Annotated in this window: 22 protein-coding genes, 2 tRNA genes and 1 rRNA gene; 19 read left to right on the forward strand and 6 right to left on the reverse strand. The window is 37.6% G+C overall.

The window, feature by feature from the left end:
* Window positions 1–6 precede the first annotated feature (6 nt).
* On the reverse strand, window positions 7–1116 hold the full coding sequence (locus ACFO5T_RS15015; protein ID WP_380036073.1) for a hypothetical protein: 1110 nt from the start codon (window positions 1114–1116) through the stop codon (window positions 7–9).
* A 101-nt stretch (window positions 1117–1217) separates the two neighbouring features.
* Between ACFO5T_RS15015 and proS the strand changes: the two genes are divergently transcribed.
* The 10 genes from proS to ACFO5T_RS15065 all read left to right on the forward strand — a co-directional run bounded on the left by proS (window position 1218) and on the right by ACFO5T_RS15065 (window position 14319).
* Window positions 1218–2696 carry a proline--tRNA ligase gene (gene proS / locus ACFO5T_RS15020; RefSeq protein ID WP_380036076.1) on the forward strand — a complete coding sequence of 493 codons (1479 nt, stop codon included), beginning with the start codon at window positions 1218–1220 and terminating at the stop codon, window positions 2694–2696.
* A gap of 85 nt (window positions 2697–2781) precedes the next feature.
* A tRNA-Glu gene (locus ACFO5T_RS15025) sits at window positions 2782–2853 on the forward strand.
* 57 nt (window positions 2854–2910) lie between these two features.
* Window positions 2911–2982: transfer RNA gene (locus tag ACFO5T_RS15030), tRNA-Glu, on the forward strand.
* Between the two features lie 31 nt (window positions 2983–3013).
* Complete coding sequence (gene rpsT / locus ACFO5T_RS15035; protein WP_038600357.1) at window positions 3014–3265, forward strand: 30S ribosomal protein S20; 252 nt, start codon at window positions 3014–3016, stop codon at window positions 3263–3265.
* A gap of 222 nt (window positions 3266–3487) precedes the next feature.
* Window positions 3488–3838 carry a 50S ribosomal protein L19 gene (gene rplS, locus ACFO5T_RS15040; RefSeq protein ID WP_035328245.1) on the forward strand — a complete coding sequence of 117 codons (351 nt, stop codon included), beginning with the start codon at window positions 3488–3490 and terminating at the stop codon, window positions 3836–3838.
* A gap of 611 nt (window positions 3839–4449) precedes the next feature.
* Complete coding sequence (locus tag ACFO5T_RS15045) at window positions 4450–6672, forward strand: NADP-dependent isocitrate dehydrogenase (RefSeq protein ID WP_380036080.1); 2223 nt, start codon at window positions 4450–4452, stop codon at window positions 6670–6672.
* A gap of 123 nt (window positions 6673–6795) precedes the next feature.
* The gene (locus ACFO5T_RS15050; RefSeq protein ID WP_380036083.1) at window positions 6796–9174 is read left to right on the forward strand and encodes a TonB-dependent receptor; all 2379 of its coding nucleotides are present in this window, start codon (window positions 6796–6798) and stop codon (window positions 9172–9174) included.
* A 6-nt stretch (window positions 9175–9180) separates the two neighbouring features.
* Window positions 9181–10074 carry a DUF4249 family protein gene (locus ACFO5T_RS15055; protein WP_380036086.1) on the forward strand — a complete coding sequence of 298 codons (894 nt, stop codon included), beginning with the start codon at window positions 9181–9183 and terminating at the stop codon, window positions 10072–10074.
* A gap of 77 nt (window positions 10075–10151) precedes the next feature.
* On the forward strand, window positions 10152–11861 hold the full coding sequence (locus tag ACFO5T_RS15060; protein WP_380036089.1) for a M23 family metallopeptidase: 1710 nt from the start codon (window positions 10152–10154) through the stop codon (window positions 11859–11861).
* Complete coding sequence (locus tag ACFO5T_RS15065) at window positions 11851–14319, forward strand: TonB-dependent receptor (protein ID WP_380036092.1); 2469 nt, start codon at window positions 11851–11853, stop codon at window positions 14317–14319. The genes ACFO5T_RS15060 and ACFO5T_RS15065 overlap by 11 nt, the downstream gene beginning before the upstream one ends.
* Window position 14320: 1 nt before the next feature.
* Here ACFO5T_RS15065 and ACFO5T_RS15070 read toward each other — a convergent pair whose 3' ends face one another.
* The gene (locus ACFO5T_RS15070) at window positions 14321–15478 is read right to left on the reverse strand and encodes a cysteine desulfurase family protein (protein WP_380036095.1); all 1158 of its coding nucleotides are present in this window, start codon (window positions 15476–15478) and stop codon (window positions 14321–14323) included.
* Window positions 15479–15688: 210 nt separating this feature from the next.
* Between ACFO5T_RS15070 and ACFO5T_RS15075 the strand changes: the two genes are divergently transcribed.
* Window positions 15689–16621: a hypothetical protein gene (locus ACFO5T_RS15075; protein WP_380036098.1), complete on the forward strand. Its 933-nt coding sequence runs from the start codon at window positions 15689–15691 to the stop codon at window positions 16619–16621.
* Here the strand turns inward: ACFO5T_RS15075 and ACFO5T_RS15080 are convergent.
* On the reverse strand, window positions 16611–17159 hold the full coding sequence (locus ACFO5T_RS15080; RefSeq protein ID WP_380036101.1) for a Smr/MutS family protein: 549 nt from the start codon (window positions 17157–17159) through the stop codon (window positions 16611–16613). The genes ACFO5T_RS15075 and ACFO5T_RS15080 overlap by 11 nt on opposite strands.
* Window positions 17160–17412: 253 nt before the next feature.
* On the opposite strand from ACFO5T_RS15080, the gene ACFO5T_RS15085 reads away from it, so the two are divergent.
* Both ACFO5T_RS15085 and ACFO5T_RS15090 read left to right on the forward strand, forming a co-directional pair.
* Window positions 17413–17637, forward strand: coding sequence for a DUF2752 domain-containing protein (locus ACFO5T_RS15085; protein ID WP_380036124.1), 225 nt, complete (start codon window positions 17413–17415; stop codon window positions 17635–17637).
* 14 nt (window positions 17638–17651) lie between these two features.
* The gene (locus ACFO5T_RS15090) at window positions 17652–17987 is read left to right on the forward strand and encodes a CCC motif membrane protein (protein WP_035328227.1); all 336 of its coding nucleotides are present in this window, start codon (window positions 17652–17654) and stop codon (window positions 17985–17987) included.
* Between the two features lie 74 nt (window positions 17988–18061).
* Here the strand turns inward: ACFO5T_RS15090 and rocD are convergent, their stop codons facing one another.
* Window positions 18062–19342 carry an ornithine--oxo-acid transaminase gene (rocD, locus tag ACFO5T_RS15095; RefSeq protein ID WP_298354442.1) on the reverse strand — a complete coding sequence of 427 codons (1281 nt, stop codon included), beginning with the start codon at window positions 19340–19342 and terminating at the stop codon, window positions 18062–18064.
* A gap of 211 nt (window positions 19343–19553) precedes the next feature.
* On the opposite strand from rocD, the gene ACFO5T_RS15100 reads away from it, so the two are divergent.
* From ACFO5T_RS15100 to ACFO5T_RS15115, 4 genes are all read left to right on the forward strand, one after another.
* Entirely contained in the window at window positions 19554–20720 is a 1167-nt protein-coding gene (locus ACFO5T_RS15100; RefSeq protein ID WP_298354444.1) for a mechanosensitive ion channel, read from the forward strand.
* 167 nt (window positions 20721–20887) lie between these two features.
* Entirely contained in the window at window positions 20888–22303 is a 1416-nt protein-coding gene (gene rlmD / locus ACFO5T_RS15105; RefSeq protein WP_380036106.1) for a 23S rRNA (uracil(1939)-C(5))-methyltransferase RlmD, read from the forward strand.
* Complete coding sequence (locus tag ACFO5T_RS15110; protein WP_375252520.1) at window positions 22303–22809, forward strand: DUF6452 family protein; 507 nt, start codon at window positions 22303–22305, stop codon at window positions 22807–22809. The genes rlmD and ACFO5T_RS15110 overlap by 1 nt, the downstream gene beginning before the upstream one ends.
* Complete coding sequence (locus tag ACFO5T_RS15115) at window positions 22772–23497, forward strand: DUF6048 family protein (RefSeq protein ID WP_380036109.1); 726 nt, start codon at window positions 22772–22774, stop codon at window positions 23495–23497. The genes ACFO5T_RS15110 and ACFO5T_RS15115 overlap by 38 nt, the downstream gene beginning before the upstream one ends.
* Window positions 23498–23529: 32 nt before the next feature.
* Here ACFO5T_RS15115 and ACFO5T_RS15120 read toward each other — a convergent pair whose 3' ends face one another.
* A complete protein-coding gene (locus ACFO5T_RS15120; RefSeq protein WP_380036127.1) occupies window positions 23530–24678 on the reverse strand; it encodes a THUMP domain-containing class I SAM-dependent RNA methyltransferase in 1149 nt (382 codons plus the stop codon).
* A gap of 82 nt (window positions 24679–24760) precedes the next feature.
* On the opposite strand from ACFO5T_RS15120, the gene ACFO5T_RS15125 reads away from it, so the two are divergent.
* Together ACFO5T_RS15125 and ACFO5T_RS15130 are read left to right on the forward strand one after the other, a co-directional pair.
* Entirely contained in the window at window positions 24761–25429 is a 669-nt protein-coding gene (locus tag ACFO5T_RS15125) for a ZIP family metal transporter (RefSeq protein ID WP_380036112.1), read from the forward strand.
* A 2-nt stretch (window positions 25430–25431) separates the two neighbouring features.
* On the forward strand, window positions 25432–25860 hold the full coding sequence (locus ACFO5T_RS15130) for a DUF4268 domain-containing protein (protein WP_380036115.1): 429 nt from the start codon (window positions 25432–25434) through the stop codon (window positions 25858–25860).
* A 487-nt stretch (window positions 25861–26347) separates the two neighbouring features.
* Here the strand turns inward: ACFO5T_RS15130 and rrf are convergent.
* Window positions 26348–26419, reverse strand: a 5S ribosomal RNA gene (gene rrf / locus ACFO5T_RS15165); the annotation flags it as partial.

Below are 26419 nucleotides of genomic sequence, written 5' to 3' on the forward strand. Positions count from 1 at the left end.
GTAGGATTATCCTCTACGCCCTCCGCTTCTGCTTGAACTTGAAGTAGATCTTGATCCGCTACTTCGAGAAGAAGAAGACGGTCTGCTATAAGAACTCCTTCTAGATGAAGAGCTTGGTCTAGACGTTGGTCTTGATGGTCTAGAAGATGGCCTTGCTTTACTTCCGCTAGGTCTTGAAGAAGGTCTTGATTGAGTTCCACTAGGTCTAGTAGGACGGCTATTAGGCCTTGTTGTAGGTCTTGTTCTTGAGTACGTATTAGGTCTAGAACCTGTAGAGGGTCTTTGTGCACTATTAGGCGTGCCTCTAGACACTCCATTTCTATATGTACCATTACGGCTCGAAGTAGGTCTTGCTGTGCCTTTGTTACGGCTGTAAGTTGCTCTACTTCTAGATGAAGTTCTTAGTCTCGACCTTGAGGCAGCAATAGCATCTGTAGCGCCCATTCTTCTTCCAGAACTATTTATAGATCTTCTACCAGCACTATAAGCTACTCGATTACCATTATACCTATGATTTGCATACCCGTAGTTAAAATTATTAAAACGATTAAAGTTACCATAGTAGTAGAATGGACTATAGTAAGCAAATCCACCTCCCCAAAAAGGATTGTAATAAGCACCACCATACCAAGGCGACCAGAAGTTTCCTCCCCATCCAAAGCCTCTACCCCAGCCTAAACCACCGTTCCAACCTAAACCACCCCAGCGATTCCATCCCCAAATAGGACTATTGTTATAGATTGTAACCTGCACATCTTGAACCTCATCACCCCAAGCACCATAGCCAGTAGCAGATTCAAAATCTGTTCCATCTACGTAGATAGCATTGCTATCTTCAGAAGAATATTCTTCTATATCTGTGAATATAGCTCCCTCTCCTTCTAACTCACCGAGCTCTTGTGCACCTTTTTCAAAATAGTTCTTATAAACTTGAGTATTTGATCCGTTAGAAGAAGTTTCTTCTTGCGAAGTGGCATTAGCAGATTCATTACTGCTGTATATACCATCGTCATCATAAACTTGCTGTGAGGCACTACAAGCAACAAGTAATGTAGCTGCAAGTGCAGATAAAGATAAACTCTTAATTGAAGTTCTGAGTGATGTAGAAAAATTCATATCGGTGCTGTTTTAATTGTTGCTTGGTGTAAAAATACCTAATTTCGCTTGGTAATTTTACGTTAAGAGAAGACACAATATTTGTGCCAAAATAGATTTTTATGGGCAAGAAACTCACAAAAAGAAGTGAAGATTATTCAAAATGGTATAATGAACTAGTAGTTCAAGCCGACCTTGCAGAAAACTCTGCTGTACGTGGTTGTATGGTTATAAAACCATATGGTTACGCAATCTGGGAAAAAATGCAAGCAGAGCTCGACCGTATGTTTAAAGAGACTGGGCACGAGAATGCTTACTTCCCATTATTTGTACCAAAAAGTTTATTTGAAGCAGAAGAGAAAAATGCAGAAGGTTTTGCAAAAGAATGTGCCGTAGTAACACACTACAGGTTAAAGACAGATCCAGAAGATTCAAGCAAACTTATAGTAGATCCTAATGCAAAACTAGAAGAAGAATTAATAGTAAGACCTACAAGTGAAGCTATTATATGGAATACTTACAAAGGCTGGATACAGTCATATAGAGACCTTCCATTACTTATTAATCAATGGGCAAATGTTGTAAGATGGGAAATGCGTACACGCCTTTTCTTAAGAACGGCAGAATTTTTATGGCAAGAAGGACATACTGCACACGCAACAAAAGAAGAAGCACTACAAGAGGCTGAGCTTATGAATAATGTGTATGCAGAGTTTGCAGAAAACTTTCTTGCAGTCCCAGTTATAAAAGGAGTTAAAACAGAAAGTGAACGCTTTGCAGGTGCAGATGAGACCTATTGTATAGAGGCGCTTATGCAAGACGGTAAAGCACTACAAGCAGGAACATCGCACTTCTTAGGTCAGAATTTCGCAAAAGCATTTGATGTAAAATTTACTTCAAACCAAGGAAAACAAGAGCACGTTTGGGCAACCTCTTGGGGGGTGTCAACACGACTTATGGGAGCACTAATTATGACACATAGTGATGATCAAGGCTTAGTACTACCTCCTAATCTAGCACCTTTTCAAGTTGTAATAGTGCCTATTTATAAAAATCAAGAGCAGCTAGATGCTATATCTCAAGTGGCAAATGAACTTGTACAAGATTTAAAGCTACACGGTGTATCAGTAAAATTTGACAATAGAGATACTCATAAACCAGGATGGAAATTTAATGAGTATGAACTCAAAGGAGTTCCTTTAAGAATAGGCATAGGACCAAAAGATCTTGAGAAGCGCACAGTAGAACTAGCTAGAAGAGATACATTAACAAAGGAATTTATTGCAAAAGAAACAGTAGTAGAAACTGTTATCACACTTTTAAAGGAGATACAAGAAAATCTCTACACTAAGGCTAAGAATTACAGAAACGACCATATAACACCTGTAGACACCTTTGAAGAGTTCAAGGATGTCTTAAATACTAAAGGTGGATTTATAAGCGCACACTGGGATGGTACCACCGAAACTGAAGATAAAATTAAAGAAATAACAAAAGCAACAATAAGATGTATTCCGCTTAACGCGAAAAATGAAGAAGGCATATGTGTATATTCTGGTAAAAAATCATTGTGTAGAGTACTGTTTGCCAAGGCCTACTAAAAAAGTTTTAAAAAAACTTTCAAATTGGTTTGCATCATCTAGAAATATGTTTATTTTTGCATCCGCAATTTAAGCGATTGTTCTAGGCCCGTTCGTCTATCGGCTAGGACGCATGGTTTTCATCCATGTAAGAGGGGTTCGATTCCCCTACGGGCTACAATTTTTGGTTTACAATTCTAGAGGCTATATTGAGAAGTATGAAACTAGAATTAATGGCCCGTTCGTCTATCGGCTAGGACGCATGGTTTTCATCCATGTAAGAGGGGTTCGATTCCCCTACGGGCTACAATTTTTATAATTATTTAGAAAAAACAATAATGGCAAATCACAAGTCAGCTTTAAAGAGAATTAGAAGCAACGAAGCTAAGCGTCTTAGAAATCGTTACCAGCACAGAACGACTCGTAACGCGATCAAAAGATTACGCGATATGACTGAGCAAAAAGATGCTCAGGCTTTATATCCTGCTGTAGCTTCTATGATTGACAAGTTAGCTAAGCGCAATATTATACACAATAATAAAGCTGCTAACCTTAAATCTAAGCTTGCAAAGCACGTAGCTGCTCTTTAAGAGATCTACGCTTTAGACATACTAAGAACTTCTATAGGACTATGGAGGTTCTTTTTGTTATTTAAAATGTTGCTTAATATTGCTTTCGCGAAAGCGTAAAGAATAAAATTAAGACGCACTTTGAACAATTTAAAACCGCAAGTAAAACTGCACCCGCTTAGGCTAACCTCTGACGATGTTCGTGAATGTTGCCCTAACGTAAAATCACTTTAATATCCATAAATGGAAGATTTAGTAAAATTCGTACAAGACGAATTCATCCCAAAAAATGATTTCCCAACCTTTGCAGCAGGTGATACTATCACTGTGTACTATGAAATTAAGGAAGGTGAAAAAAGTAGAACACAGTTCTTTAGAGGAGTTGTGTTACAATTAAGAGGTACTGGAAGAACTCAGACTTTTACAATTCGTAAGATGTCTGGTACTGTAGGTGTAGAGCGTGTATTTCCGCTTAACCTTCCAGCTATCCAGAAGATTGAAGTAAACAAAAGAGGTATTGTACGTCGTGCACGTATCTTCTACTTCAGAGGTCTTACAGGTAAGAAAGCTCGTATCAAAGAAAGACGCGGATAGTCTTACTGGACAATTTTATTCAAAAAGCTTCACTTTTATAGTGAGGCTTTTTTTATGAACAAAAGTTAAGAACTCAAGTTAATAACTGGTTGAAAATTAAATAAATACATTCTAAACTAACGAATCAAAACTATTACTACATTTATGTAGTTCTAATCCACTAGACGATTTTAACCATCCAGAAAACTACAATAGTATTAACATATTATTTTAGTTAAGTTGTGGTTACTAATAAGACCCGCTGCACAAGCTAGATGAGTAGATCTTGTAAATCATCTACTTATTAAATAATCTTAAGTAACGCGACATCCCTGAGATAGTTTGTTTTATATTGACAAACAAGACTATTTCAGCAGAAATTGAACGGTTACAGTTATTAAAACACTGTTATAAAACTTCAAGGGTTTACCGGTAAAGCAATTTCTAAAAAGCCATATCAACGTACTTTGTACAGGGATATGGCTTTTGTCTTAAAAAAATGTTTATTTCTTCACAATTATAAGGGTTTTCTACCATCTTGGCATTGCAAGTATCCTAAGCTATTAGCTATATTTGCTAGGCTTGCTCAGCAAGTAAATTTCAACTGATTTATTAAATAAAAAAACTCCTGAATGGCGACAGATAAAACCACCATTAAATATACACTTACGGATGAAGCTCCTATGCTTGCAACACATTCATTCCTCCCTATTGTAAAGCGCTTTACAAAATCTTCTGATATTGAGATGGAGCTAGTGGATATCTCTCTGGCTGGTCGTATCATAGCAAACTTTTCTGAATATCTTACAGAAGATCAAAGACAAGAAGATGCGCTTGCAGCACTAGGAGAACTTGCAAAAAAACCAGAAGCTAATATTATAAAGCTTCCTAATATCTCTGCTTCTATACCACAGCTTACAGCGGCTATAAAAGAATTACAGAGTGATGGATATGCAATTCCAGATTTTCCGGAAGAGCCTACAACAGACGAAGAAAAATCTATACGTGCACGATTTGCAAAAGTACTAGGTAGTGCTGTTAACCCAGTACTACGTGAGGGTAACTCAGACAGACGTGCACCTAAGCCAGTTAAGCAATATGCTCGCAATAACCCGCACAGTATGGGTGCTTGGAGTGCAGACTCACAGTCTCACGTGGCAACGATGTCTCACGGAGACTTTAGAAATAACGAAAAGTCTGTTACAATAAAAGAGGCAGGTAACATACGTATAGAACACGTAGATGCTGCAGGTAAAGTAACAGTACTTAAGGCTGAGACTCCAGTTCTTGCTGAAGAGATTATAGATGCTTCTCTTATGGAGAAACAAGCGCTTATAAACTTTTTAGAAACTCAGGTTGCAGATGCAAAGGAGAAAGATCTTTTATTCTCTCTGCATATGAAGGCAACAATGATGAAGGTTTCTGATCCAAAAATATTTGGTCACGCAGTAAAAGTATTTTTTGCTCCAGTATTTGAAAAGTATGGTGCTACTCTTGATAAAATAGGTGTAGATGTAAATAATGGTTTTGGAGATTTACTTGCCAAAATAGAGGAATTACCAGCATCTGAAAGAGAAGAAATCAAGGCGGCTATACAGGCTTGTTATGATGCTCGTCCAGACCTAGCTATGGTAAACTCAGATAAAGGAATAACAAACCTACACGTACCTAGTGATGTGATTATAGATGCATCTATGCCAGCTATGATACGTGCTTCTGGACAAATGTGGAATGCTCAAGGAAAGCAACAAGATACTAAGGCAGTTATACCAGATAGTAGCTATGCAGGTGTTTTTCAAGAAACTATAGAGTTTTGTAAAAAGCACGGTGCCTTTGACCCTACTACTATGGGAACAGTACCTAACGTAGGTCTTATGGCTCAAAAAGCCGAAGAATATGGATCTCACGATAAGACTTTTGAAATACCTGCTGCAGGAACAGTACGTACGGTAGACAATGCAGGTAACGTTCTTACAGAACACGCGGTAAACGAAGGTGATATCTGGAGAATGTGTCAAGTAAAGGACGCACCTATACGTGACTGGGTAAAACTTGCTGTAAGTCGTGCGAGAGCAACTGGATCTCCAGCTGTATTCTGGCTAGACAGTGAGCGTGCACACGATGCAGAGCTTATTAAAAAGGTAAATCTTTATCTTAAAGATCACGATACAGAAGGACTAGATATACAGATTATGTCGCCTGTACTAGCGACACGTTTCTCACTTGAGCGTATTAAAAATGGTCTAGACACTATCTCAGTAACTGGTAACGTACTGCGTGATTACAATACAGATCTTTTCCCAATACTTGAAGTGGGGACCAGTGCAAAAATGTTATCTATTGTACCACTTATGAATGGCGGTGGACTTTTTGAAACAGGTGCTGGAGGATCTGCGCCTAAGCACATACAGCAGTTTCTAGAAGAAGGTCACCTGCGTTGGGATTCTCTTGGAGAATTTCTTGCACTAGCGGTGTCACTAGAGCACGTGGCTACTACTAAGGGTAATGAGAGAGCACAAATACTTGCAGACACACTAGACGAGGCGACTATCAAGTTTTTAGAAAACAGAAAATCACCTTCTCGTAAAGTAAACGAGTTAGATAACCGTGGCAGTCACTTCTACCTAGCATTATACTGGGCACAAGGACTAGCTAGCCAAACTAAAAATGCAGATCTAGCTGCAGAGTTTGCTCCTATTGCAAAGAAAATGGAAGAAAATGAGCATACTATCATAAATGAGCTTAACGCAGCACAAGGAAGTCCTCAAGATATAGAGGGTTACTACAGTGTGAGTAGCGATAAAACATTTGCAGCAATGCGACCAAGCGAAACATTTAACGCGATTATAGATTAAGGTTTTTACGCTTTCGCGAAAGCGTAATCATCACCGACAAAAGCCTCTTCAAAAATGAAGAGGCTTTTTATTTTTAACAAGTTTATCGGTATTTTGTCACTAGCTTTACTTCAAATCTTTACAATGAAAAATATTTTATACGTACTGATATTTTTAGGGTCGTTACAACCCTTATTCTCACAAGAAAAATATACGTTGAGCGGTACCATTACAGATGTATCAAGTAATGAAACCTTGATAGGAGTAAGCATCTTGTTTCCTGAGCTTAATGATGGAGTTGTGACTAACTCATATGGCTTCTACTCTATCACCTTGCCCGAGGGTACTTATAAGGTACAGGTGAGCTACTTAGGCTATAAAGATGTAATAGAAACTATAGAGCTCAACAAAGATATACGTAAAAATATAGCTCTCTCTACATCACTAGAGCAACTCGATGAGATTGTCATAGAAGAGAAAGTAGAACGTGTGAGAATACGTAAACCACAAATGAGTGTAAATGCACTCACCTCTGAGACTATAAAAAGTATTCCCGTTGTATTAGGAGAGGCAGACGTTATAAAGGCTATATTGCTGCTACCAGGCGTAACGAGTGCTGGTGAGGGAGCTTCTGGCTTTAACGTCAGAGGTGGCGCTGCAGATCAAAACTTAATTCTTCTAGACGAGGCTACTATTTTTAACTCCTCACACCTCTTTGGTTTCTTTTCGGTTTTTAACCCAGATGCTATTAAGGATTTGAAACTATATAAAGGAGGGATACCAGCTAGATATGGTGGACGGGTGTCTTCTGTACTAGATATTTATCAAAAGGAAGGTAACAGCAAGAAAACAAAAGTTACAGGAGGTATAGGAGCTGTAGCAAGTAGACTCCTGGTAGAAGGACCTATTGTAGAGGATAAAGCGGCTTTCCTTTTTGGCGGTAGAGCATCATATGCACATTTATTTTTACCACTATTTGATATAGATAATAAAGCATATTTCTACGACCTTAATACAAAGATTAATTATAAGATCAATGATAATAATAGCTTGTATCTATCTGGTTATTTTGGCCGAGATCTTTTTAGCGTAAGCGATAGTTTTAAAAATGTATATGGTAATGCGGTAGGTAATTTCAGATGGAACCATATTTTTAGCGACAAGCTATTTTCAAACGCCTCTCTTATTTATAGCGATTACTACTACGGGCTTGATCTAGACTTTGTAGGCTTTGAGTGGAACTCTGGTATTAACAATATAAATATCAAATATGATCTCACTCACTATCTTAATGACAAGATGAAGATCTACTCAGGTATTAATAACTTATACTATACTTTTAATCCTGGTAAAATTCAACCTAATGGTCCAGACTCTGGAATTATAGAAGAGCAACTGGTTAAGAAATATGCAAATGAGTTTGCTGCATATGTAGACGTAGAACATAAATTATCGCAAAACCTGACAGTGGAGTATGGTTTACGTTTTAGTAATTTTACGAGATTAGGACAAGACGAGGTTAATATTTACAGTAATGACCAGCCAGTATCTTTTGATCCATTCTTGCTTATATATCAAAGCGAAGACCCTATAGGTGTAGATACCTCTTTTTCACGAGGAGATAAACTCGCTACATATAATGCGCTTGAACCTCGAATTGCAGCTTCTTATGCTTTTAATGACGATACATCAATTAAAGCGAGTTACACGAGACTAGTACAATATTTACATTTATTATCTAACACAAGCTCCCCTACTCCGCTTGACATCTGGACACCCAGTGGCCAGTATGCAGCACCACAACAACTAGATCAATATGCCATAGGTTATTTTAAAAATCTTGAGATAGAAAACAGCGAGTACACTATAGAAACCGAGGCTTTTTATAAAGACATAGATGGTCGTATAGACTACATAGACGGAGCCCAGCTTATTGCAAATGAAGCCATAGAGCAAGTTATTTTACAAGGTGAGGCTAGAGCCTATGGTCTTGAGTTTTTACTACGTAAAAATGATGGAAAATTTAAAGGTTTTCTAGCTTATACCTTATCAAAATCTGAGCAACGCACACCAGGAAGAACATCAGAGGAGCTAGGCATAAACCGCGGGCAGTGGTATAACACGCCTTATGATAAAACTCACGACATCTCTATGAATCTCAATTATGAGCTTAGTGACAAGTGGAAATTTGGCAGTAACTTTTTATTCCAAACTGGACAGCCTACTAACTTCCCTGTGGGTCAATTTGAGTTTCAAGGTATAGTTATCCCTACTTACGGTCCTCGTAACGAGCAACGATTACCTAATTACCATAGATTAGACTTAAGCGCGACACTTACCCCAGAAAAAAACAAAAACAGATCGTGGCAGTCAGAATGGGTTTTTAGTATTTACAATGCCTATAACCGTCGAAATGCAGCCTCTATTAACTTTAGGCAAAATGCAGAAACTGGAAATAACGAGGCAGTAAGAACAGCAATTTTTGGAATCATTCCTGCGGTTACCTATAATTTTAAATTTTAGTAAGAGATGAGATATATAACACTCCTTATAGCATTACTACTAGTATTTACATCGTGTGAAGATGTAATAGATGTAGATCTTAATGATGAAGACCCTCGACTTATTGTAGATGCCTTAATACGCATAGATACTACGCAGCAATTAACAGCAGCAAACATTAAAGTCTCCCTATCTTCATCGTTTTTTGGTGAGATACAACCAGCAGAAGTAGAAAGTATGTTTATTCAAAAAGCAGAAGAGTCTGGTTTTGTACCCTATGAGCCTGTACCGGGTGAACCTGGTGTTTACAGACCCTTTGCTACCACAGTCTCTCCCGTAGCAGATAACAAAATAGTAACAAGCTGGCTCACTAGCGATTCTGAGTACTTAATATTTGTAACGTATCAAGATCAAGACTATTTTGCTAGAACAACCTTCGCTCCCTCTGTACCTATAGATACGGTAGAGCAAGGCGATGGTGAGCTTTTTGACCCAGATGATAAGGAGGTGACTATCGCCTTTACAGATATTCCAGATGATGATAACTATTATGTGATAGATCTAGACTTTAATGAATATCTCCCTACAGAAGACCGCTTTTACCAGGGGCAACAATTTGAGTTCTCCTATTTTTATGACTCAGATGATACTCCTCTCAACCCTGGAGACACTATAGATATAAGCATTCTAGGGGCAGATGAGCAGTTTTATGACTATATGAATGGACTTCTAGAACAAAGTCAGCAAGGAGAAAACGGTCCCTTCCAGACACCTACTGCCACGGTAAGGGGTAATTTTCTTAATATTACTGATATAGATAATATAGATCAGTTTGATAATTTAAACAGACCAGATGCGTTTATTCTAGGGTATTTCTCATTATCGCAAGAGTTTTCGGCGAGCTTAGTTATTGAGGAATAGTGTTGCGCTTTCGCGAAAGCGGACTTATCACCACCGTCATTTTTAATTATACAAAGCTATTACTTACTTTAGTACCTATGTCTAAAAGATTGCTATTATCATTTGCGCTAGTCCTGATAACTGGATTAATATATTCTCAAAATGAAATTCCTGAAAATTACTTTGTAAATCCGCTAGATGGCGAGCTTGTACTTGCTGGAAGTTTTGGAGAGCTACGTAGCAACCATTTTCATAGTGGGCTTGATTTAAAAACACAGCGCAGGACTGGCTTACCCGTTTATGCAGCAGCCGAAGGTAGTATCACACGCATAAAAATATCTCACTACGGTTATGGGAAAGCTATTTATGTGGCTCACCCTAATGGTTATACCACCGTGTATGGGCACTTACAGAAATTTTGTCCAGAGGTAGAAGCTTACATCAAGAGCGCACAATACAAAAAACAGTCTTATGAGATTGAGCTATTTCCTAAAAAAGGAGAGCTCACCATAGGTCAAGGAGAGATACTTGCATATAGCGGTAACACAGGTAGTAGTGGCGGCCCTCACCTACATTTTGAAATACGTGATGGTAACTCGAGACCTATGAATCCATTCTTATTTGGACTCAACGCAAAAGACACTAGAAAGCCTACCATAAATCATCTTAGGGCTTACCCACTTGATGCGCAGTCTACAATTAATAAAGGAACCGAAGCTATAGATGTGCGCCTCACTCAAAAGTCTGACGGGAGTTACCAAGCCGAAAATATAAAGGCAAAAGGCTCGATAGGATTTGCAATAGGTACCATAGACCAGCAAGATCTAGCAAATAATAAGAATGGGATTTATGCCATTACAACGTCATTAAACGGTGAGACCAATTTTGAGGTAAAAATGGATAAATTCTCCTTTGCTGAAACAAGGTATCTCAACCGAATGATAGATTATGGGTTATATAAAGACAAAAGAAAGCGCGTACAGAAATTGTTTATAGAGAGAAACAATCCGCTTAGTATATATACTCAGCAGGTTGATAACGGTATACTTACAATAGAAGATAGTCTTGCTTACCAATACCAAATTAAAGTAAAAGATTATGCTCACAACGAAGTGATCATAAACATACCTATAAGCGGAACTAGTGATACTATCTCCCCAAAAAACATAGCTACCGACTACAAAGACTTTGTATACAGTGACCAAGGGTACAATTTTAACGAAGGAAAATTTGAGGTATATATTCCTAAAGGAGCATTTTATGATGACTACTTTTTAAATCTCAAAGCAGAAGGTGACAAACTCACTTTACACAAAGATGTACTACCAGTGCATAAAAATATAAGCATCTCATATGACCTATCTGGTTATAATGAGGCAGATCGCGATAAGTTATATCTAGGTAGAATAAATTACAAAGGTGATGTGTATTACAGTAATACCCGTATTAAGGATAATAAACTACAAATTAACACACGTACCCTGGGAGAATATACAATTGCAAAAGACACAGACCCGCCAGTGGTAAAGGCTAGTAACTTCACAAAAGGTAAATGGATGTCAAAATATCGCTACCTTAAATTTGAGATAAAAGACCTGGCGAGTGGTATAAAGGGATACCGTGCTACTGTAAATGGTAAGTTTATCTTACTTGAGTATGAGCCAAAAACCAAAACACTTACACACGATTTTAACGATAATGCCGTTACAGATACTAAGAACGAACTCAAACTTATCGTGACTGATAATGTGGGAAATAGTACTACATTTGAAACTACATTCTTTAGAAAGCCATCCATTGAAAAATAACTACCTCCTACTCATCCTACTTTTATGTTTTACAACTCTAGGTCTTGCCCAAACGGCAACTATAAGAGGCATCATACTCGATGATAAAAACACACCCGTACCAGGAGCTTCTGTTGCATTTATGGGAGATGGTACTGTTACAAATGATAATGGTTTTTATGTAATAGTGATTCCTGCAAATGAAGACATCGCAATATCTTATACCTATGTGGGTTTTAAAAAAATAACACAAACCTTCAACCTTAAAGCAAACGCCGATATTGAGTTTAACCCAGTATTAAAAACCGATATTGAACAACTAGGCACTGTTATTATTACCACTACTACCAGGCAGCGTGTAGAAGGTGTAACTACCATAGCTCCAGAGACTATACGCAAGACGCCGGGTGCAAATGCAGGAGTAGAAAATCTTCTCAAGTCATTACCAGGAGTGAGTAATAACAATGAGCTAAGTACACAATATGCTGTGCGCGGTGGTAACTTTGACGAGAACCTAGTATACATTAATGAAATAGAAGTTTACCGTCCATTTTTAGTACGCTCTGGACAGCAAGAAGGATTAAGTTTTGTAAACAGTGATCTGGTTCAAAATGTAGCTTTTAGTGCAGGAGGGTTTCAGGCAAAATATGGAGACAAGCTATCTTCTGTACTTGACATTACCTACAGAAGGCCTGTAGACTTTGCGGCCAGTGTAGATGCAAGCCTTCTAGGCGGTAGTATCTCTGGCGAAGGAATTTCTAAAGACGGGAGATTTACAGCACTTGCAGGTGTACGTTATCGCGATAATAGCCTTCTTGTAAATGCAAAACAAACAGAAACGAACTTTAAACCACGTTTTTTTGACGCTCAGTCATTGCTTACGTATAAGTTTACAAATAAATTTCAACTAGACTTTTTAGGGAACATTGCGATAAATAAATATGACTATGAGCCACTTACACGACAAACCAATTTTGGTAGTCTTGCTGACCCACTAGCTCTTATTGTCTTTTATGAAGGTCAAGAAGAAGATAAGTATGAAACTTACTTTGGAGCCTTAAAAGGTACTTATCAACTTAATGAGCATACCACACTCAAAGTTTTAGGATCTGCATATCACACACAAGAGCAAGAGTATTTTGATATTTTTGCAGACTATCGTTTAGGAAGACCTAATACTAACATAGGTGATGAAGACCTAGGTGATGTAGAGTTTACACAAGGTATAGGCTCACAACTTACACACGCTCGTAATGATCTAGATGCTCTTTTTATAAATGTAGAGCATAAAGGAACGTATTTAAAAGATACAGACCAAATAGATTGGGGCATTAAATATACTCGTGAAGATATACGTGATAGACTAGAAGAATATGAGGTTATAGACTCTGCAGGGTTTTCTATAAGACCACCTATAGGAGATTTTACAAATGAGCAACCTTATGCCGCATTTGATGCGCCTCTTGAGCCCTTTACAAACATACGTGCTCGTAATAATGTGCAGATTAATAGACTCTCTGCTTATGGACAATACAGTAAACGTACCGAGATAGGAAATAACGAGCTCTGGATAAATGCTGGAGTACGAGCACAACAGTGGACGGTAAGCGGAGATAACATTGAGAGTACAACACAAACCGTAGTAAGCCCGAGAGCACAACTTAGTTTAAAACCTGGTGGCAACTCAGATATGATTTTTAGATTATCTGGAGGTCTCTATGCACAACCGCCTTTATATAGAGAGTTGAGAGACTCACTGGGACAGGTACGACCAGATGTAAAAGCACAAAAATCTTTTCATCTTGTAGCTGGCCACGACTGGAGTTTTAATCTTTGGGAACGCCCATTTAAACTAGTGACAGAAGCATATTATAAAGTTCTTACAGATGTAAACCCATATACCTTAGAAAATGTACGCATACGTTACAGAGCTACAAATAATGCTACGGCAAGAGCTTATGGTATAGACACCAGACTTAATGGTGAGTTTGTACCAGGTACACAAAGCTGGATAAGTCTAGGTGTACTGCGCACAGAAGAAAATATAGACAATCAAGGGTATATACCAAGACCTACAGATCAACGATTAAAGGTTGCTTTTCTATTTCAAGACTACGCGCCTAATATTCCTAGTTTGAAACTTTACATTAATATGGTATACCAGACAGGCCTACCAGGAGGATCACCTAGTTATGCAGATCCTTATGTGTTTTCAGAATTACCTAGGTTGAGAGACTATTTTAGAGCAGATGCAGGTATAAATTATGTCTTTACAGATGCATCAAAACCGTACCCAAAGGGTCACTGGCTGCACATCTTCAAGGATCTTACGGCTGGTTTTGAAATCTATAATATATTTGATAGACAGAACTCGATTACAAACACCTTTGTAAGAGACGCAAGTACACAACAGCAGTTTGCAATACCTAACTTTTTATCTCCTAGAGTTTTTAATGTACGAGTATCTGCTAAGTTCTAGACTACGCAGGTACACCTTCTAGGAATTCTTTAAGAACACTTATCACGTAGTCTACCTCCTCTTTTGTATTATACTTTGAGAAAGAAAAACGCACGCTAGGCTTTTTAAGATCATCTTCAGATAAGATTTCTTGAAGCACGTGTGAACCTTTATCACTCCCACTCTGGCAAGCGCTTCCTTTAGAGCAAGCAATACCCTTCATATCTAATTGAAAAAGCAGCAATAATGCCTTTTCTGAAGCAATAGGTAAGCATACGTTAAGTAAGGTATATGTACTCTTTTCTGGATTGCTACAATTCCCATTAAGTTTTACACTAGGGATTTCTTTTTTAAGCCTTTCGGCGAAATAGGTTTTTATCCCTTTCACATAATTGCTCTCTTCTTCAAGATGAGTATATGCACATTGCATTGCTGTCTCAAGTCCTGCAATATTATGTACACCCTCTGTACCAGCTCGTAAACCACGCTCTTGTGAACCACCAAATATAAGTGGCTTAAGACCACTATTTTTTCTTATAAATGCAAATCCTACACCTTTTGGCCCGTGAAATTTATGACCAGCAGCCGCTACAAAATCTACAGGAACCTCCTGAAGGTCTATAGCATAATGGCCAATGCTTTGCACCATATCTGAGTGCACTAGTGCTCCATATGATTTACACATAGTCGCAATTGCTTTTATGTCTATCATATTACCCACCTCATTATTAACGTGCATAAGGCTCACGAGGGTTTTCGCATCATTTGATGCGAGCATTTCTTCTAGTTTTTTTTCGTCTGGAGAACCACAGTCTTTTAAGGGAACGTACTCTAGTAAAATGTTATAGGTTTTTGCTGCTTCTTCTGCTGCGTGTAGCACTGCGTGATGCTCTATACGTGAGGTAATAATGCGTTGTACTCCTAAGTCTCGAGCAGCACTATTTATGACAAGATTATCTGCCTCTGTACCTCCAGATGTAAAAATAATCTCTCCCGCAGTAACATTAAGAATCTTTGCAATGGTTTTACGCGCACTTTCTACGTGACTTTTTGCGGTGCGACCTACGGCGTGTGTAGAAGATGGATTACCAGGCACCTCTCTCATAACCTCCATCATACGTTCTAATACTTCTTGACGTATTTGAGTGGTTGCAGCATTATCAAAATAAACCTGAGACATAAACGTTATTCCTTAGGGGATTAGTCTACAAAAATAACTAAAATATCCCGACAGCTCTTACACTTTAGCGTTTCTATATGATGAGCAAGGTTGTACCAAATGGGCACATTGTAACAAGTAAATGCAGGGTGTTAATGCTGTTTAAATAACTTTTTTCGCGAAAGCGTAATTACATCTCTTTACCCTATTTTTGTCATAAACATAATTTATATGAAAAAGCTTCTAGCCTTAGTTATCCTTTCTTTTATCGCTACCTCGTGTGACGATGGTGATCTTATAGTCACAGAGATAGATTTTGATGATCTTGAGCTAGAACTTTGTACAGATAGCGAGTATGTATTTTATAAAATTAACACGAGTACTAACGAGACGCTAGCACTACAGTTTTCAACCACTCAAGATATTTTTGGAGGAGTAGATGAACTTGATGACATTACACTCTCTGGTGATGACCAAGTTTCATACAGACGTTTTAATGACGCGGTATCTAGTGATTACTTTTGTAGCCTTATACCACCTGCAACTCCGGTGGTAGCAGAAGAGTTTATAAGTACAGAAGGAGAAGTGATCATTACAAGATCAGGAACCGAAACTGATGAGGATGGTATACCTTCTGAGATAGAAGACCCAGAAGGTGTCGCGGGTACTGCAGATCTTAAGGATACTGATGAGGATGGCATACCAGACATATTAGACTCTGATGATGATGGTGATAACGTACCTACTGAGCTAGAAGGTGTGGTTCTCAATGAAGATGGGACTGCTATAGATACAATGCTCTCTAGAGATACAGATGGTGATGAGATACCAGATTACCTTGACCCAGATGATGATGGTGATGGAGTGCTCACACGCAACGAAGATGCAAATATGGATCTCAACCCAGCAAATGACAACTCAAATCCCGATGCGCCTACAGATGATGATTACTTAAATCCAGCTATTGCGGTAGAAACTACTGTAAATGAGTATCGTGATAACGAGTATGTTATCACAGACTTTCAGATATCTATATTTACAAGGTTACTTGTGTATATAAATCCAGAAAATCAGGATGAGCAGCGTGATGAGTCTACTCAAAATTTTGGTGTATATACATCACCAGACGTTGTTATAACAGAAAAGCCAGATTTTAACGAGTAGTGGCGTTTTGGTAGAGGTAGACCTCGGTTGCTCCTGCCCCGTATTTTTGAAAATCTGCATCATAAAATTTAATACCGTCATACCTACGTAGCAAAGTATAGAGCTCCTCTCGCAGTACGCCCTCGCCTACTCCGTGTATAAAAACCATTTTTGGGATGCGCTTTCGTATGGCAAAATCTAGTTGACCTCTTGCTGTATCAAGCTGTAGGGTGAGTATCTCATAATTGCTCATACCACGCTTAGATTTTACAAGTTTATTAATGTGTAGATCTACCTCAAACATAGGAGCATTGCGCTCTTTTGCAGAGACTTTTGGGGCTTGTCGTCTTTTTGGCTGCTCTTTTTCAGAGATTACACTATCTGGTACATAAGCAAGATCGCTGTTAAGTCTATCATCTATAATGGGTATGAGTTCGCTTTCGCGAAAGCGTAAAATAAATCCATCACTATCTTCTACGAGTATCTCCCCATCTACCGTCTCTACTACCAGACCTTCAAAATCGTCATCTAGCGCTTGTACGCGCATTCCTTTTACCATAACATAGAAGTATTAAACTTTATAGGTAAAAATAAGCATTGTATGGAAAAACTAATCAAGTGTTTTCCCATAACTATGGGAGTATTTGTAGTTTAAATTTGAAATATTTTATAACAGATTAAACCTTATGCTTTCTTTTTGTTATTAAATTTGAGACTATAGTAAATGGTTATAATGCCATCTTTAAGAAAATACTGCAATGGAAGAATATATGCTACCCTGTATGAATAAGAAATACCTCGGATTTGAGTGTATGGGGTGTGGCATACAGCGTTCTATTGCTTTGATACTAAGAGGTGAGTTTGTAGAAGCATTTTTTATGTATCCTGCTATTTATCCGCTTGTGTTATTATTTTCACTTCTCATACTTAAACAATTTATTAGTATTAAATATGCTAATAAGAGTATCATAATTTTAGCTATATTGACAGTCGCTACGATTATCGTGAGCTACATTATAAAAATGACAACTAACTAATTAACCACTCAACAATGGAAAAACAAAAATTACCTAATGTAACGATATCTCTTGTACTAGGGATTATATCATTTATCGCTTGTTGTTTTACATCAGGTTTTGGAGGAGTAGTGCTTTCTGGTATTGCATTATTTCTAGCAAACAAAGACAAGAAAACAGCTGCCGAAGATCCAGAACTTTATGAAAACTATGGACAGTTAAAAACAGCAAGAATCATTGCTATCATAGGTCTTGTACTAGGTGCTTTAATGGTATTAGCTTTTATAGGTATGCTAATCGCCTTTGGAGGATATGCTGGTATGGAAGAATGGCAACAACAGCAACTAGAGCAAATGGGAGGTTCTTACTAATAAGGAATCCTAATTATATATAAAAAGCCGCTTCATAACTGAAGCGGCTTTTTTATTTTTATCATTAAGAGTTATTACTTCTCAAATTGCTTAAGCGTTTTTGTAATAATCGCAACACATTCTAGTAATTGCTCTTTAGTCATTACAAGCGGTGGTGCAAAACGTATGATATTACCGTGTGTAGGTTTTGCTAGTAATCCATTATCACGTAAAGCGATACAAATATCCCAAGCGGTAGAGCTATCTTCTGTATCGTTAATAAGGATAGCGTTAAGTAATCCTTTGCCACGTACACCATTTACAATAGAGCTTGTCTCAATAAACTTTGCAAGCTCTGCTCTAAAGAGTTCACCTAGCTCTTGTGCATTATCTGCAAGCTCTTCATCTTTAATAACCTCAAGTGCTGCAATACCAATAGCCGCTGCAACCGGATTTCCTCCAAAGGTACTACCGTGGTTACCAGGCTTTATTACACCCATAATATCATCATTTGCTAGTACTGCAGATACTGGATATGCACCTCCAGATAAGGCTTTACCTAGTATTAAGATATCTGCTTTTACCTCTGGTGTACCAGAACAGTGCTTATCTACACAATCGCAGTTACCACAGGTAGCTAGTAAACGTCCTGTTCTTGCTATACCTGTCTGAACCTCGTCTGCTATGAATAGTACATTATGTTTTTTACACAGTTCTTTTGCCGCTGCTAGGTAACCCTCACTAGGTACATATACACCCGCTTCTCCTTGTATAGGCTCTACTAGAAAACCTGCTATATTAGAACTGCTGTTAAGTGCTTCTTCTAGGGCTTTAAGATTATCATACTCTATTTTAATAAATCCTTTTGTGTAAGGACCAAAGTTTTTACGAGCCACAGGGTCGTTAGAAAATGAGATGATGGTTGTGGTTCTCCCGTGAAAGTTGTTCTCACATACTATAATCTCTGCCTCGTTCTCGTCTATTCCTTTTACCTCATAAGCCCACTTTCTACAAAGTTTAAGAGCTGTCTCTACTGCCTCTGCACCTGTATTCATAGGTAAGAGCTTGTCATAATTAAAAGTCTCTGTAGCATACTTCTCAAACTTACCTAGCATATCGTTATAGAATGCTCTTGACGTAAGTGTAAGTGTTTGTGCTTGACTTGTCATTGCTCCTACAATTTTAGGATGACAATGACCTTGATTTACTGCCGAGTATGCAGATAGAAAATCAAAGTATTTTTTTCCTTCTACGTCCCAGACGTAAACGCCTTCTCCCTTTGAAAGTACAACTGGAAGCGGGTGGTAGTTGTGTGCTCCGTACTTGTCTTCGAGAGCGATTGCCTGTTGTGATGTAAGTTGATCAACAGTGGCCATAATGTGTAAGTTTTTTTATTCTATAATTTACAATTCCTAATTCTTAACAATTATGTCAGAGGAGAGAAATCAACCTCATAAAACATAGTACAACTGTGTATTATGTCGTGTTTTGTATGCATTTCATCTTTAACGCCTTGATGCTTCTAGAAATAAAATAGCACCCTAAGTAATCGAAGTACATTTGACTAAACTAAAATAATTAATCAAAATGGACTATCTCAACGATTTACTTAAAAACTTAAGTAGTGGTGATTACTTAATCAACGCACTTGTCGCTATACTACTTCTTATAGTAGGTATATTTATAGCAAAGCTACTCAAAAAATTAACTGCAAAGATCATTAAAAAGAGTGGTCTTGATGAGAAATTAAAAAGTGACACCATCACTTTATCAAAATTTATATCAAAACTAGTTTACTTACTTGTAATGATATTTGTTTTTACACTTGTGCTAGGTCGTTTAGGTCTTACCTCTGCCCTAGACCCACTTAAAAATATGCTAGATGATTTTCTAGGCTTCATACCTCGTATAGTAGGTGCTGGTCTTGTAACATACATAGGGTATATGCTGGCAACAATCGTTGCAGAGTTTGTAGGAATGTCTGGAGACACCATACGTAAAGCACTGCCTAAATTAAAAATCTCTACTAAAATTGATGTTGTAAACATCCTTAAGAAGGTAGTTTTCATTTTTGTATTTATACCATTACTTATTGTAGCACTTAATATACTAGAGATGGACTCTATCTCTATACCGGCAACTACAATGCTATCTAGCTTTATGGCTGCTATACCAAAAATAGCTGTTGCAGCAATAATCCTTCTTGCCTTTACAATAGGTGCTCGTTTCTTAAGTGGTCTTGTAAAAGATCTTCTTAACGGAATGAATATGAATGCTACACTTCAAAAAATGCAACTTGATAAAATGACGGGCAACACAAATGTGGTAAACCTTATAGGTAACATCGTTTACTTTTTTATCCTCCTTTTTGGTATTACTACCGCTATAGAAAAGTTAGAGTTTAAACAACTTTCAGAAATCTTTGCAACTATAAATGTATATGGTGGTAAAATATTATTTGGACTTGTTATTCTAGTAATAGGTAACTGGATTGCAAGCATCGTTTATAAAAATATGGCAGCCAAAGAAAATGCTTTCTTAGCATCTATCGTACGTATGGCTATCATCGCTATCTTCCTTGCAATAGGGTTAAGCACGATGGGCATTGCAGATGAGATTATTAACCTTGCCTTTGGTCTTACACTTGGTACTATTGCACTTACGGTGGTTCTGAGCTTTGGTCTAGGAGGTAGAGAAGCTGCAGGAGAGCAAATGAAAAAAATCTTACATAAGTTCAACAATAAAGTTGACTAACACCTCATAAATAATTCCCTCAATTATTAGGGCCACTATATTTTTATAGTGGCCTTTTTTATGCTCTAGTGATTACAAAACATAAGGAGCGTCATACTTTACAAACTATTGATAATCTCTTATAATTTTCGGAAAATAGCTTTAATATAAATCCTACTTTTGCCACTATGGGTAGACGTAAAACTAATCGTAAGATTTTTGAAAATATAGCCGTAACAGATGCCGGCGCAAAAGGTAAAGCCATAGGTCACGCACCAGATGGTAAGGTGTTATTTATAAACAACGCTGTGCCAGGAGATGTGGTACACGTACAGACTACAAAAAAACGTAAAGCCTACTATGAGGGTACTGCAACAGAGGTGGTTACGCTTTCGCGAAAGCGTACAGAACCACAATGCCAGCACTTTGAGTTTTGTGGTGGTTGCAAGTGGCAGCATATGGATTATAAATACCAGCTTGAGTACAAACAGCAAGAGGTAGTAAATAATCTAACCCGCCTAGGAAAAATTGAATTACCAGAAGTTACTCCTATTGCCGGAAGCAAAGAGCAGTACTTCTATAGAAATAAAATGGAGTTTGGATTTTCTGACTCAAAATGGCTCACACTAGAGCAAATAAAAAGTGGCGAGGTAATAGAAGATCGCAACGCCCTTGGTTTTCATATTGCAGGTATGTGGGATAAGATACTTGATATTGAAAAATGTCACCTACAGCGCGACCCTAGTAATGCTATACGTAATGGCATAAAAGAATTTGCTACCGCAAATGATATGGCTTTTTACAATGCCAGAAATCAAGAAGGGCTTTTACGCACGCTTATGATACGTACCTCTACTACGGGGGAGCTTATGGTACTCGTACAGTTTTACAAGGAAGATGTACAAAAAAGAGAACTACTTCTTAACTACATAAAAGACACCTTTACAGAGGTTACATCTTTACTATATGTAATTAATGGTAAGGGCAATGACACCATTTATGATCAGGAGGTAATTTGTTATGCAGGTCGTGATCACATCTTTGAAGAGATGGAAAGTCTTAAGTTTAAGATCAATGCTAAGTCTTTTTACCAGACTAACTCAGAGCAAGCATACGAGTTATACAAAATCACAAGAGACTTTGCCGGTCTTACAGGTAATGAGCTTGTATATGACTTATATACAGGCACAGGAACTATCGCACAGTTTGTTGCAAAAAAAGCTAAAAAAGTGATAGGTGTAGAGGCTGTACCAGATGCTATTACCGCTGCAAAGGAAAATGCAAAACTCAATGGTATAGAAAATGCTGAGTTCTTTGTAGGAGATATGAAGAAGGTTTTTAACTCAGAGTTTATTGCCACACACGGTGACCCAGATATTATAATAACAGACCCACCTAGGGATGGTATGCACAAAGACGTTGTAGACCAGATTTTAAATATCTCTCCTCAAAAAATTGTATATGTAAGCTGTAATAGTGCAACACAAGCAAGAGATCTCGCGTTACTAGATGACGTGTATAAGGTAACTAAGGTACAACCCGTAGATATGTTTCCTCAAACTCATCACGTAGAGAATGTTGTACTTTTAGAGAAAAGATCATAATGAAAAAACTCTTTTATATACTGTTACTCATTATATGCTTTGGGCAAAGCGCCTGCGAGCGTGATGACATTTGTGCAGAAACTACACCCACTACCCCACTGCTTATTATAAAGTTTTATGATGCAGACAGCCCTTCAGATCCCAAAGCTCCTAACAATCTTGCTATCGTAGCAGAAGGATCTATACCAGAGGATACAGGCTTTACAGTGACTACAGGCACAGACAGTATTGCTATCCCTCTACGTACTATAGAAGATGTTACAACCTACTCATTTATAATAAACTCTCAAGAAGAAGATGACGAGCCTATAAATGTAGATGACCTAGTGTTTACCTACATACGCGATGAGGAGTATGTAAGCAAGGCTTGCGGCTTTAGAGTGATATATGATGAGTTACTGGCAGAACTAGTTCCTCAAGATGATGGCTCTTGGATACAGAATATTATAATAGAAAACCCAACGGTAAATGATCAAGTTGAAGCACACATTAGTATTTTTCACTAGCCTACTATTTACCGTTATATCTGCTGGTGTTAGTGCTCAAGATATAGGAGAAGAAGCTATAGCAATTGACACAGTAGCAAAAGTCCCTACAGATTACTACGGCCTCAGAGTAGGTATAGATTTATCAAAACCTGTACGATCTTTTCTTGATGACAACTACACAGGCTTTGAAGTAGTAGGCGATTTTAGAATAAAGAAAAACTACTATCTAGCCGCAGAGTTAGGTAACGAAACCAAAGTAACAGATCTACCCAATATTGAGAATACTACAAAAGGTAGTTACGTAAAAGCCGGTTTTAATTACAATGCTTATGAGAACTGGTTTGGGATGAATAATCTAATCTATGCAGGTGTACGTGCTGGTTTTTCTAGTTTTAGTCAAGAGCTAGACAGCTATACCATATACACTACAAATCCCCTTTTTGGTGATGACACAAGACTAGACTCCCAAGATTTTTCTGGACTCAATGCTACTTGGCTAGAGCTTAAATTAGGGCTAGAAGTAGAACTTTTTAGTAATATCTACCTAGGTGTTAATGTTCAGATTAAGAGATCTATCACAACAAAAGATCCAGATGGATATGCAAATCTTTATATTCCGGGCTTCGGTAAAGTTACAGAAGACTCTACGGTAGGTGTGGGTTATGGATATACGCTATCATATCTTATCCCTATTTTTAAAAAGTAGGGGATTAATTACGCTTTCGCGAAAGCGTACAACTATTCATTATCATCCTGATACTTAGCCTTCTTGCTTCCCTCGTACATCTCATATTTAACCAGACGACTTTCTAAACTACCGTTAAAACACTTGATTTTTCTACTAGGTCTAAGCCCCACGTACTTAAGTGACTCCATATTAGAAGTAATCATCCAGGCGTGAGATCCAGGATAACCACCTTTAAGTGTATCACCTATCTCTTTGTAAAACGCTTCCATCTCTATAGGTAAACGCTCACCATAAGGTGGGTTAAACACCATTTGTAAGAAGTCATTACCTTGTTTTTTAGTTTCAAAAAAGTTCTTCTCACTTATAGTGATAAAATCTGAAAGCTGCGCGTTTTTTACATTTTCACGAGCCTTCTCTACGGCAGATGGTGCTTTATCATAACCAGTAATCGTGTATTTAAAATCTTTAACACGTTTAAGAGCAGATGCCTCAATGAGTTCATAAAGATCTACATCCCAATCTCCCCATTTTTCAAAAGCAAATTCTTTTCTATTTAAGTTTGCAGGCACATTACAGGCTATCATTGCAGCCTCTATACACATTGTACCAGACCCACACATAGGATCAAGAAAATCTGACTGACCGTGCCAGCCACTCATTATAATTAAGCCCGCAGCCAGTGCTTCGTTTATAGGTGCTATGTTTGTCGCAGTTCTGTAACCACGGTGGTGTAATGATGCCCCACTACTATCTAGTGACAATGTACACCAGTTGTCTTGTATATGGACGTTAAGTCTAAGATCTGGATGCTTAGTATCAACACTAGGACGTACGTTTTCTTCTTTTCTAAATTTGTCTACAATAGCATCTTTAGTTTTAAAGGCGACATACTGCGAGTGTGTAAATGTAGTACCGCTTACAGTTGCATTAATCGCAAAGGTCTTCTTTACATCTAGATATTTCCTCCAGTTTATGCGTTGCATACGTCTATAGAGATCATCCTCATTCATCACCCTAAACTCGGCAATGGGCTTTAAAATTTTAATAGCGGTACGACAGCACAAATTTGCTTTGTACATAAACCCCTTATCACCTTCAAAAGAGACATTACGCGTCCCAATTTCAACGTTACCAGCGCCTAAGTTTCTAAGCTCTTCTGCTAGAATTTTTTCAAAGCCAAAAAACGTTTTGGCCACCATCTTAAAGTTTTCACTACTCTTACTCATATGCCGCAAAAATACGTTAATTTTACCGCCTTAACGACCCAAAACTTCATTCCATTTGCTTGCAATTATTCTTCCCATCATAGCCGTCTTAATAGGACTCACATTTGCACTTATTTTCAAGCCAGCTGTAAATAATGGGATTAAGCTTTTACTTTCTTTTAGTGGAGCTTTTTTACTTTCTGTAGTGATATTTGAATTTTTGCCTGAAGTATACAGTAGTAATAATTCTAACATTGGGATTTTTATAATGCTAGGCTTACTTATTCAAATCATTTTAGAATTTGGATCTAAAGGAGCAGAACACGGTCACGTTCACCATAAAGATGAAGGAACGTTTCCTATATTATTATTTTTAAGTCTTTGCTCACACTCTCTTATAGAGGGTTTCCCACTTGCCGAAAATCAAGATTTACTCCTTGGAGTTATAGTTCATAAGATTCCCATTGCAGTTATTTTATCGGCTTTTTTATTAAACTCAAAAATGTCTACCATACAAACAAGCATTTTTCTAATCATATTTGCTTGCATGACACCGCTAGGAGCATTCTTAAAGACACAGTCATCAATTTTGGAGACTTACAGTAGCGAAGTAAATGCTTTAGTAGTAGGAGTCTTGTTACACGTGTCAACAACTATACTTTTTGAATCTTCAAAAAATCATCAGTTTAACGCAACAAAGCTCGGTGTAATTTTAATAGGTATAGTTATCGCATATTTCTTATAGTTATGTACTCTAAAGAAGAAGCTAAAAAAGTACGGAAGCAATTTTGGATTTTCTTTGCAAAAAGATATCCCCGTAAATGGCTACTTTATAACACAGGAATAAAAGACGTAACCTTAAAATTTGATTTTACTAATGGCTATGCCTTGGTAGCTATAGATTCTGAATCTAATGACGAAATTGATAAGGCATACTATTATGAAAAACTTCTAAGTCTAAAATCTTTACTACTTGAAGAAGTGTCTCCTAATCTTATTTTTAATGATGAATATCTTCTTGATAGTGGGAAGGTCATCTCTAGAGTATACATAAGACTCAAAGGTGTGAAAATCAATAATAAAAATGACTGGCCAAAAGTTTTTGACTTTTTATATGAGTATATGTCAAAACTGGAGCTATTCTATCTAGAATACCAAGACTTTATAAAGGACTAGTTCTAATTTCAATCGCATCTATACCCTATACTTTTAAGATCAGAATTCAGAGTGAGTGTATTGATATCTCTTAATAAATAATTCTTACTAACGCTTATCCTTCATAGCAGCTGGTTACAAACATTCTAATGTTTATAATTGTTTGGATGCTCTATTAGCGCCTTATAACTCTATGTCGTAAAGCATAAGTGAGAATGAAAAACAAGTAATTTGAGATTTATTAACTATAATAAATAATGCTCGATTTAATAAGGCATTAAATTTAGATCACTCCAATATAAGCACCTATCAATCACGCACAAAGAGATCAGTATTTTATAACCGTAAAGAAGGAATAGATAATAAGGCCACGCCTACATTACTCAGATAAGAACTAATTCTAGTCGAACTATTGCGCAATTCTAGAAATACTTATCCGTATACAGCCCTAACTTCCTTGATTTTCTTGCATAAAAAAAGCTCCAACACATTTCTGTACTGGAGCTTAAAAAGGCGGCGACCTACTCTCCCACGAGTGCAGTACCATCGGCGCTGGCGGGCTTAACTTCTCTGTTCGGAA

This window comes from Dokdonia genika (assembly GCF_042652845.1).
Taxonomy (GTDB): domain Bacteria; phylum Bacteroidota; class Bacteroidia; order Flavobacteriales; family Flavobacteriaceae; genus Dokdonia; species Dokdonia donghaensis.